Source organism: Actinomadura darangshiensis, assembly GCF_004349235.1.
Taxonomy (GTDB): domain Bacteria; phylum Actinomycetota; class Actinomycetes; order Streptosporangiales; family Streptosporangiaceae; genus Spirillospora; species Spirillospora darangshiensis.
This window is the reverse complement of sequence record NZ_SMKY01000350.1, coordinates 1-8376: the sequence shown is the minus strand read 5'-3', so window position 1 is coordinate 8376 and position 8376 is coordinate 1. Positions and strand designations below refer to the sequence as shown.

General features: G+C 70.8%; 8 protein-coding genes. 5 read left to right on the top strand and 3 right to left on the bottom strand.

The window, feature by feature from the left end; translation table 11 throughout:
• Positions 1 to 466: 466 nt before the first annotated feature.
• Positions 467 to 1345: an SCO6745 family protein gene (locus tag E1293_RS41015; RefSeq protein ID WP_132204556.1), complete on the top strand. Its 879-nt coding sequence runs from the start codon at positions 467 to 469 to the stop codon at positions 1343 to 1345.
• Between the two features lies 1 nt (position 1346).
• Here the strand turns inward: E1293_RS41015 and E1293_RS41010 are convergent, their stop codons facing one another.
• A complete protein-coding gene (locus E1293_RS41010) occupies positions 1347 to 2552 on the bottom strand; it encodes a PucR-like N-terminal domain-containing protein (protein ID WP_132204554.1) in 1206 nt (401 codons plus the stop codon).
• A gap of 271 nt (positions 2553 to 2823) precedes the next feature.
• On the bottom strand, positions 2824 to 3954 hold the full coding sequence (locus E1293_RS41005; RefSeq protein ID WP_132204552.1) for a serine hydrolase domain-containing protein: 1131 nt from the start codon (positions 3952 to 3954) through the stop codon (positions 2824 to 2826).
• A 164-nt stretch (positions 3955 to 4118) separates the two neighbouring features.
• On the opposite strand from E1293_RS41005, the gene E1293_RS41000 reads away from it, so the two are divergent.
• Both E1293_RS41000 and E1293_RS40995 read left to right on the top strand, forming a co-directional pair.
• Positions 4119 to 5624, top strand: a complete 1506-nt coding sequence (locus E1293_RS41000; RefSeq protein ID WP_132204550.1) for a flavin-containing monooxygenase — start codon at positions 4119 to 4121, stop codon at positions 5622 to 5624.
• The gene (locus tag E1293_RS40995) at positions 5621 to 6460 is read left to right on the top strand and encodes a metal-dependent hydrolase (RefSeq protein WP_132204548.1); all 840 of its coding nucleotides are present in this window, start codon (positions 5621 to 5623) and stop codon (positions 6458 to 6460) included. Before E1293_RS41000 ends, E1293_RS40995 begins: the two co-directional genes overlap by 4 nt.
• A gap of 70 nt (positions 6461 to 6530) precedes the next feature.
• Here the strand turns inward: E1293_RS40995 and E1293_RS40990 are convergent, their stop codons facing one another.
• On the bottom strand, positions 6531 to 6917 hold the full coding sequence (locus E1293_RS40990) for an SSI family serine proteinase inhibitor (RefSeq protein WP_132204546.1): 387 nt from the start codon (positions 6915 to 6917) through the stop codon (positions 6531 to 6533).
• A gap of 213 nt (positions 6918 to 7130) precedes the next feature.
• On the opposite strand from E1293_RS40990, the gene E1293_RS40985 reads away from it, so the two are divergent.
• Positions 7131 to 7607 carry a hypothetical protein gene (locus E1293_RS40985; protein WP_132204544.1) on the top strand — a complete coding sequence of 159 codons (477 nt, stop codon included), beginning with the start codon at positions 7131 to 7133 and terminating at the stop codon, positions 7605 to 7607.
• Positions 7608 to 7740: 133 nt separating this feature from the next.
• On the top strand, positions 7741 to 8046 hold the full coding sequence (locus E1293_RS40980) for a hypothetical protein (protein ID WP_132204542.1): 306 nt from the start codon (positions 7741 to 7743) through the stop codon (positions 8044 to 8046).
• Positions 8047 to 8376: the final 330 nt, after the last annotated feature.

The following is an 8376-nucleotide window of genomic DNA, read 5'->3' as shown; positions in this document are numbered from 1 at the left end:
CCAAGAACGCCGCCCCGCCGCCTCGCCAGCTCTGGCCGAAGCCCCCGTCGGCCCCCGGCCACACGCCCGGTCCTGGACGAACGGGCCGGCGGCCCCGCCACGGGGCTTGCCGGAAGGCGCACCGCCGCGACCGCACGGGCTGCCTGTTCCGTCGTCCTGGCCGGGCGGGTCGTCATGGTCCGCGGGACTGCCGGAGGCTGCGCCGCCGGGGACGCAGGGTCTGCCGGGGAACGGCCCGTCCTGGCCGGACGGGCCGGGGGCGGTGCCGGCCTCCCAGCTGAGCGCGCCGCCTGGGGGGTGGCCGGTGGTGCCGCCGCGGCGCGGACCCGGGAACTGGATGGACGATCAGTGGGTGCGGGACGGGCTGCCGGTCGAGGATCCGTCGCATCTCGGGTGACCTGCCTGGGGCGATACCCATCTAGTCAATGGAAAGATAGGGTGGGTGGTCCCCAGAGAGGAGTCGGGGATGACGGACCCTGGTCTTGCGCGGCAGATGTGGCATCAGCTCGAACCCCTGCACGCTTTGTTCTGGTACGCACCCGAGGTGTTCGCCGAGGCGGAGGCGCTCGGATTCAAGGTGGACACCCGCTGGCCCAGCTACTTCGCGTGGCGCGCGGCACCGCTCGGCGCCGCGGGCACGGAACGGGTGTCGGCCGCCTTCTACAGCTTCAGCCCGCGCATGGTGGCCGAGCACGTCCCCGCCGCCTGGACGGTCGCGCCGCCCGGCCGCGTGCTCGAAGCGCGGTTGCGGGCCGTCGACCGGATGTACCGGACGCTGCTCGGCGACGGGATCGGCGACGCGGAGGTCGACGAGGCGGCCGGGCTGGCCCGCGCCGCGGCCGAGGCGGCCGGCACCGCCGGGCGTCCGATCGCCGCCGCCAACGCCGAGCTGCCCTGGCCGGACGAGCCGCACCTCGTACTGTGGCACGCGATCGGCATCCTGCGCGAGCAGCGCGGGGACGGGCATGTGGCCGCGCTCCTCGCGCACGGGCTCGACCCCGCCGAGGCGCTGGTGTCGTTCGCCGCGGTCGGCGCCGCGCCCGCGGAGACGTTCGCGAGCCGCGGCTGGACGGACGGCGAGTGGGCCGCCGCCCGCGACCGCCTCGCGTCCCGCGGGCTCGTCGAGGCCGACGGCACCGCGACCGGCCGGGGCCGCGACCTGCGCGACGCCGTCGAGCGGACCACCGACGACCTCGCCTGGGAGCCGTGGCGCAGGCTGGGCGCCGCCAACGCCGACCGGCTCGCGCAGCTCACCCTGCCGATCCTGGTGAAGGTGCTGGAGACCGGCCTGATGCCGGCGCGGAACACGCTCGGGATCGGCAAGATCCAGGCGCCGCCGCGCTGAGTCAGGACAGGCGGCGGGAGCGCAGGAAGGCGGCGCGCAGGGCCAGCTCGATGCCGAACCGGGCCTCCGGGTCCGCCAGTTCCGCGCCGAAGGTCTGCTCGATCTTGCGCATCCGGTACCGGACGGTCTGCGGGTGGATGTGCAGCAGCGCGGCGATCTCGGCGGCGGTGCCGCGGGTGACGAGCCAGGTCCGCAGGGTCTCGGTGAGCCGGTCCTGCTGGCCGGGCGTCATCGCGTCCAGGATGCCGAGGCGCCGCCGCGTGAGCTGCTCGACCAGCGCCGGGTCGGACAGCAGCCACAGCGGGACGAGGTTCTTCTCGCACAGCGTCACCGGTCCTTCGAGGACGCCGTCGAGCGCGAGGCCGAGCGCCCGCCGGGCCCAGCGCAGCGAGTCGGCCGCCTGGCCGGACGGCATCGTGAGGCCGACCGCGACCCGGCGGCCGGGGAGCGCCTCGGCCAGCATGGCCCGGCGCGCGGCCGTGAACGGGCCGGGCAGCAGGACGTGCGGCTCGGCGCACTCCATGTCGGCGAGGACGTCCTCGTGCAGCGCCGTCAGCACGCAGCGGGACTCGGGTTCGACGGCGACCAGCGTGACCTCGCCGGGGACCGCCCAGCCGGCGGCCTCGGCCAGTTCGGCGACCTCCGGCCCCGGGGGCTCGCGCAGGAGCCGCCGCAGGACCCGCCTGCGCCGGTCGTCCAGCGCCGGGATCGGGTGGGCCTTCGCCTCCAGGTAGCCGTCGAGCGAGTGCGCCGCGAGTTCGTCCAGGTAGACGAACAGGGCGTCGGCGAGCAGGGACATGATGGCCGAGGAGATGTCGTAGTGGGGCGCGACCTTCATGACGCGGCGCCAGGCGACCTGCCCGCCGATGCGGTAGGCGGCCTGGAGGCTGTCCATGCTGCGGCCTTCGTGCGCCTCGTACTGGCCGAGCGTCCGGGCCGTTCCGGCGCGGTCCTCGCTCACCTCGGCCGGGCCGGGCGCCGCGGCGACCCGGTCGACGAACGCGTCGAGGTTGGCCTCCACGCTGCGCCGCAGGACGAGCCCGTAGGGGCCGTCCAGCGGCCGGGCGTACTCGGGGATGGCGCGCCGGATCTCGGTGACGATCTCGTCGGCGAGGCTCGGCAGTTCGGGGCGCATGATCCGGGCGAGCCGCGGCGGGATCGGGGCCGAGCGCTCGGCGAGACCGCCGGGATCGAGGGTTCTGGTCATCGGACTCCTCCGTCACCGCGTTCGCCTGGGGACGGCTTCGACGGTACGCAGCGGGCCGGGGGCAATCTGTAGACCGGAGGAACAAAACGCGAAACGCGCTGCTCACCTGTTTATAACCGGGCATGCGCGGCGGGGGCGGGCCGTTGGGCGGCGCCGCCCCCGCCTTCGTAACGGTGGCCGCGAAGAATTATCGCCACCTGCTAGAAAACGATTCGACGTGCGATTAAGGAATTGGCCGGAAGGAAGAAATACGGCCGCCCGGCGCGTCGCGTCAGGCGCAGAAGGCGGTGTCGGCCGCCTCGGCCAGATCGGCCCGGAACTTCTTGTCGTACTCCAGCTTGGACTCGTTGTAGGTGATGACGGCCTGGCTGCGTCCATCGGCGCTGGTGTAGGTCCACGTCCGGTAGCCGGGGAAGCCGCCGTCGTGGCCCCAGGCGTAACCGCAGGAGAACTTGATGCGGGCGACGCCGAGACCGTAGTCCTCCACGATCCCGTCGTCGTTGACCGGACGGACGGTCCGCAGCTCGCGCATCTGCTTCGGCGGCAGCATCCTGCCGGTGAACAATGCGCGATGGAACCGGGCCACGTCGTCCACCGTGCTGACGATGCCGCCGGACGCGCGTGCGCTGGACGGGCTGATCTGCGTGCTCACGTCCCCGAATTCGTCGTAGTACCCGTGCACGTACGGGCCGGGGAACGAGGGGTCGGTCGTCGGGAAGGACGTGTGCCGCAGCCGCAGCGGCCCGAAGACGCGCCGCTGGAACTCGGTGCCCAGCGGACGCCCGGACGCCTTCTCGATGATCATTCCGGCGAGGATGTAGTTGGTGTTGGCGTAGTTCCAGCTCGTCCCGGGCGCGTACAGCGGCGGCTTCTCCATCGCGATGGCGATGAGCTCCGCGGGCGTCCAGGTGCGCGCCGGGTCGGACATCACCCGCGGGTCGGGCGTGTAGTCGTTCAGCCCGCTCGTCTGCGCGAGCAGCTGCCGGACGGTGATCGTCGACCCGTCGTTGCCGTTGCCGGCGACCACGCCCGGCAGCCACTTCGCCACGGTGTCGTCCAGCGACAGCCGCCGCTCGGCTGCGAGCTGCAGCATGACCGTGGACGTGAACGACTTGGTCACGCTCGCGACCCGGACGAGCAGCCGGTGGTCCATCGGCGCGCCGGTCGCCTTGTCGGAGACCCCGGCCGTCACGTGCGACACCCGTCCGCCGCGCCGCGTCATGACGATCACGCCGGGCGCGCCGTCAGCGACGAGCCTGTCCGCCTGGGCCTGCACCTTGGCGTCCAGGTGGCGGCCGTGCGACCGGGGCCCGGCGGCGGCGTGCGCCGCGGGCACGACGGCCGCGGTGACCGCCGCCGCCGCGACCGTGGTGGAAAGGAGACGGATCTTGACGCTCGCCATCGGGCACTCCTACGTGGTTCGGAAGCAACGTGATCAAGACTTCCGGACGGCCCGCCGTTCCACACGGGCGCTGAGCCCCGTCCCGGGGGTGTACCTGACGACACCGGCCGGCGTGGATAATCCAGGTATATTCGACACGTACTCCAATAGCGGGAGGGTTCACCATGCCGGACGCCGAGGTCGCGATCATCGGGGCGGGGTTGAGCGGGATCGGGATGGGGATCGCGCTCCGGCGCGCCGGCATCGACGACTTCGTCATCCTCGAACGCGCCGCCGACATCGGCGGCACGTGGCGCGACAACGTCTACCCCGGCATCGGCGTGGACGTCCCCGCACAGGCGTACCAGTTCAGCTACGCCCTCAACCCGCGCTGGACCCGGGTGTTCGCCCCCGGCGCGGAGGTCAAGGACTACATCGACGGGCTCGCCGACCGGTACGGCATACGCCGCCACATCCGGCTGGACACCGAGGTCACCGAGCGCGCCTGGGACGAGGACGCCCGGCTCTGGCGGCTGCGCACGCCCACCGGAGAGGTAACCGCACGGTTCGTGGTCAGCGCGATCGGCGTGTTCGTCGACCCCAAGCCCGTCGACATCGCAGGCATCGGCGACTTCGCCGGGACGGTGCTGCGCTCGTCCGGCTGGGACCACGGCTACGACCTGGCCGGCAAGCGGGTCGCGGTCATCGGGACGGGCGCCAGCGCCGTCCAGCTCGTCCCGGAGATCGCGCCGCGCACCGCCCGGCTGGACGTCTACCAGCGCACCCCGATCTGGGTCGGCCCGAAACCGGACGCGCCGATCCCGCGCCCGGTGCGGTGGCTGTTCCGCCGCACGCCGCGCGTCCAGAACGCGGTCCGCCGGATCGCCACCCGGGGCGTCGAGATGGTGCTCATCGACCTGGTCGTCGGCCACGGAAAACGGCCGTACATCGCGCACGGCGGCGCCCGCCTGGCCCGCTCACTCTGGTACCGGACGCAGGTCAAGGACCCCGCCACGCGCCGGAAACTGACGCCCCGCTACGGCCTCGGCTGCAAGCGCCCGTCCGTCTCCAACACCTACCTCAGAACGTTCAACCGCCCGAACGTCACGCTGGTCACCGACGCCATCGACCGGGTCACCGCGACGGGCGTCCGCACCGCGGACGGCCGCGAACGCGCCGTCGACGCGATCGTCCTCGCGACCGGGTTCCGGCTCGCCAGCGACCCGGAGAACTTCCGCCGGACGCCCGTGCGCGGCCGCGGCGGGTTCGACCTCGCCACCTTCTACACCGAGAACCGGCTCGCGTCGTACGAGGGCATCAGCATTCCGGGGCTGCCCAACCACTTCATGATGTTCGGCCCGTACGGCTGGGTCGGCGGCACCTGGCACCAGCTCGTCGAGACCACCTCGGCGCACGTCGTCCGCGTGATCCAGGAGGCCCGCCGCCGGGGCGCGACCGCGGTGGAGATCCGGCCCGAACCCACCGAACGCTGGACCGGCCGAATGCGCGACCGGCTCGCCGGCTCGCTGTGGACGACCAACGGCTGCGCCACCGCCAACAGCTACTACTTCGACCACCACGGCGACACCCCATACCTGCGTCCCACGAGCGCCGCGCAGGCCGCGCGCGCCGCCCGCGTCTTCCCGCTGGACGACTACGCCTACACGACGTCCGAGACGAGGCCCGCATGACACAGCGCACCATCCGCACCCGCCGAATCGCCTTCGACCACCCCAAAGGCTCCCTGCGCCGCCACTACGTGGACGGCGACCTGGTCATGAGCCACATCGTGGCCCTGCTGTCGGCGACGTTCCCGCCGGGCGAGGACTTCTTCGTCCGCTCCGTCCGGCACTACAGCGACCGCATCAAGGACCCGGATCTGGCCGAGCAGGTGCGCGGGTTCATCGGGCAGGAGGTCGTCCACGGGCGCGAGCACGACAACCTCAACAGGACGCTCCGCAAGATGGGCTACCCGACCCACCGGATCTCCGCCCTCGTCGAACGCGACCTCCGCCTCGCCGACCGCCTGCTGCCGCCGATCGTCCGGCTCGGATACACCGCAGCGCTGGAGCACTACACCGCGACCATCGCCGAGTGCCTGCTCACCGACCCCCGCGCGCAGGCGCTGCTCGGCGACACCAGCGTCCGGTCGATCCTGCTGTGGCACGCGCTGGAGGAGTCCGAGCACAAGGCCGTCGCGTTCGACGTGTACCGGCACGTCGGCGGCGGCGAACGCACCAGGATCCGCACGATGCGGCTGATCAGCACGGGCTTCCTGTTCCTGGTCGTCACCGGGACGTTCATCTCCCTGCTGGCCGACCCCGCCACCTACCTCCCCGGCCGCCTGCGCCGCAGCCTGGCCGCCCTCCGCCACTCGCCCTTCCTGTCACGCGAGGTCATCCGCCGATTGCGCGCCTACAACAAACGCGGCTTCCATCCAGACGATTTCGACAGCACCGCCCTCCTCGACCACTGGCGCGAGGAACTGTTCGGCGCCGAGGGCACCCTCAACGCCAATCTCAGGTAACCGGGAGGTGCGCCGGACCGGGACGTGGAGGCGGGCCACGTCCCGGCGAAGGGAGCGGACGAGGACCGGGTCAGAAGTTGAAGACGTGGCCGCCGGTCTCGGTATTGGCGCAGACGGCGTTGATGTAGCGGGCGCTGGTCGAGATCTTCACCCCGCGCCACACGCCCTGCACGGACGCGACGACCGGACGGTAGATCTGCGGGCAGGCGGCCGACGACGGCGGAATCCTGCGGAAGTCACCCCCGGCGTCGATGAGGTCCGCGCAGGCGGCCTTGGCGTCCGGGTGGTCGCCGCCGGTGGGCTCGCATTCCAGCGTCACCGAATGGTCCGCCGGCCCGCTGCTGATCTCGGGGACGACGCTCACGGTGAGCTGGGACGCCGCCGCGGCGTGCGCGGGCACGGCCAACGCGGCCACCGTCCCGAAAGCCAGGGTGACCACACCTAATGCAGTGCGCATGACACGAACTCCTCTGGTGAGAGCGGATACATCGCCCTGCGATTAGAGCACGCGAATTGCCGCGCCCCCGGGACCTGATCCGGTCATGACCACATTCGGTTTCCCGAAAAAGGTTCGCCGAATGACCATATTCGGACATACCCAATATCAGACCGATAAGGATCCTGGTTACCCTCCCGTGCGAAGCGACGGCAACCCTGGAGGAGAGGCTACGTGCACGGTGGTGCCACACGGCCGGTGAAAAATATCTACCTGCTTCCAGTAATCTTCCTGATCCCGGCGGTCATCATCGGCGGGTTCGTCCTTGCGAGTATGTGGGGAAGCGCCTGGCAGGAATATGCCCTCACGCACGGTCACGCAGGCGAAGCAGGTACGGTGAAGATCACGCAATACCTTGAGAACTACGGGTCAATCGATCCTGAGTGCAAGGGTGAATTCACCCCCGACAAAGGCGGGACAAATCCGCGGGTAGAGATTAAAGTTCCCAGCGACAAGTGCATAGTCGGCACACAGATGGAAGCCCGTGTATGCCCAGCAGAGACGTTTCCCTACAGCAGTGATTGCAAAGGAACGGCCTGGACGCGCGAAGCCTCCAGCTGGTACTGGGTCCTGCCCGCCTTCTTGACGATCCCTTGGTCCTTCGGCGTGCTGCTGGTCGTCGTGCTCCTACGCCGACAGCGCCGGGCATGAGCATTCACAGCGGCCGCGGCGCCCTGCAACGCTGAGCGTGACCGGGGTTGCGGGCGGTGGCCCGGTCAGGGCAGAAGACCAGCAAGGTCACCGGGCACTCCGGGGTGAGGGTGGTGTGCGGCATTATCGGGGTATGGAGCAGCGGCAGCCGGTCTCGCCCAATCAGTGGTACGTGCTGATCGAGGAGAAGATCACCAAGGGGCAGTCCGTCCAGTGGTCCTTGCCCGCGGTGCAGCCGGCGGGGCCCGACGTTGAGCAGGCCCGGCGCCTCGCGGCCGAGGCCGCGCTGACGTACCAGCCGCGTCACCCGAAGCGGGTCAAGGGCCGGCAGGTGTTCCAGACCGGCCCCGACACCTGGCTGGTCATCGTCACGGGGCGGAAGGAGAAGTTTCACTTCCGCGTCTCGGTCGGCCTCCTCACCGCCGTCACGACGACCTGATCCTTCGGCGCGACCCACGGTGCGTGGTTGGCCGGGGAAATTGCGCATTGTCGGATAGTCGGTCCGGTAGTAGTTGTCGTTTGCTCCTATAACCGCATTCGGGTTCGGGGAGTCGCCTGCCGTATGGCTCACAAGGGTGAGTGGTCGGCTCCGTTTCTTTGTTGCGAACTCGGTTCATCCGCAACTTCCGCGTTCATTACGGTTCACATCCACGTCCGTGCCGTAATGAAGGGGGAGTCCGTTGGCCGCCTCCGTAGCGGTAGAGGAACCGGCGTCCACAACGGGTGCTCCGGGCGGGTGGACGGCGTCCGCGTGGGGGTGGCTGGGGCC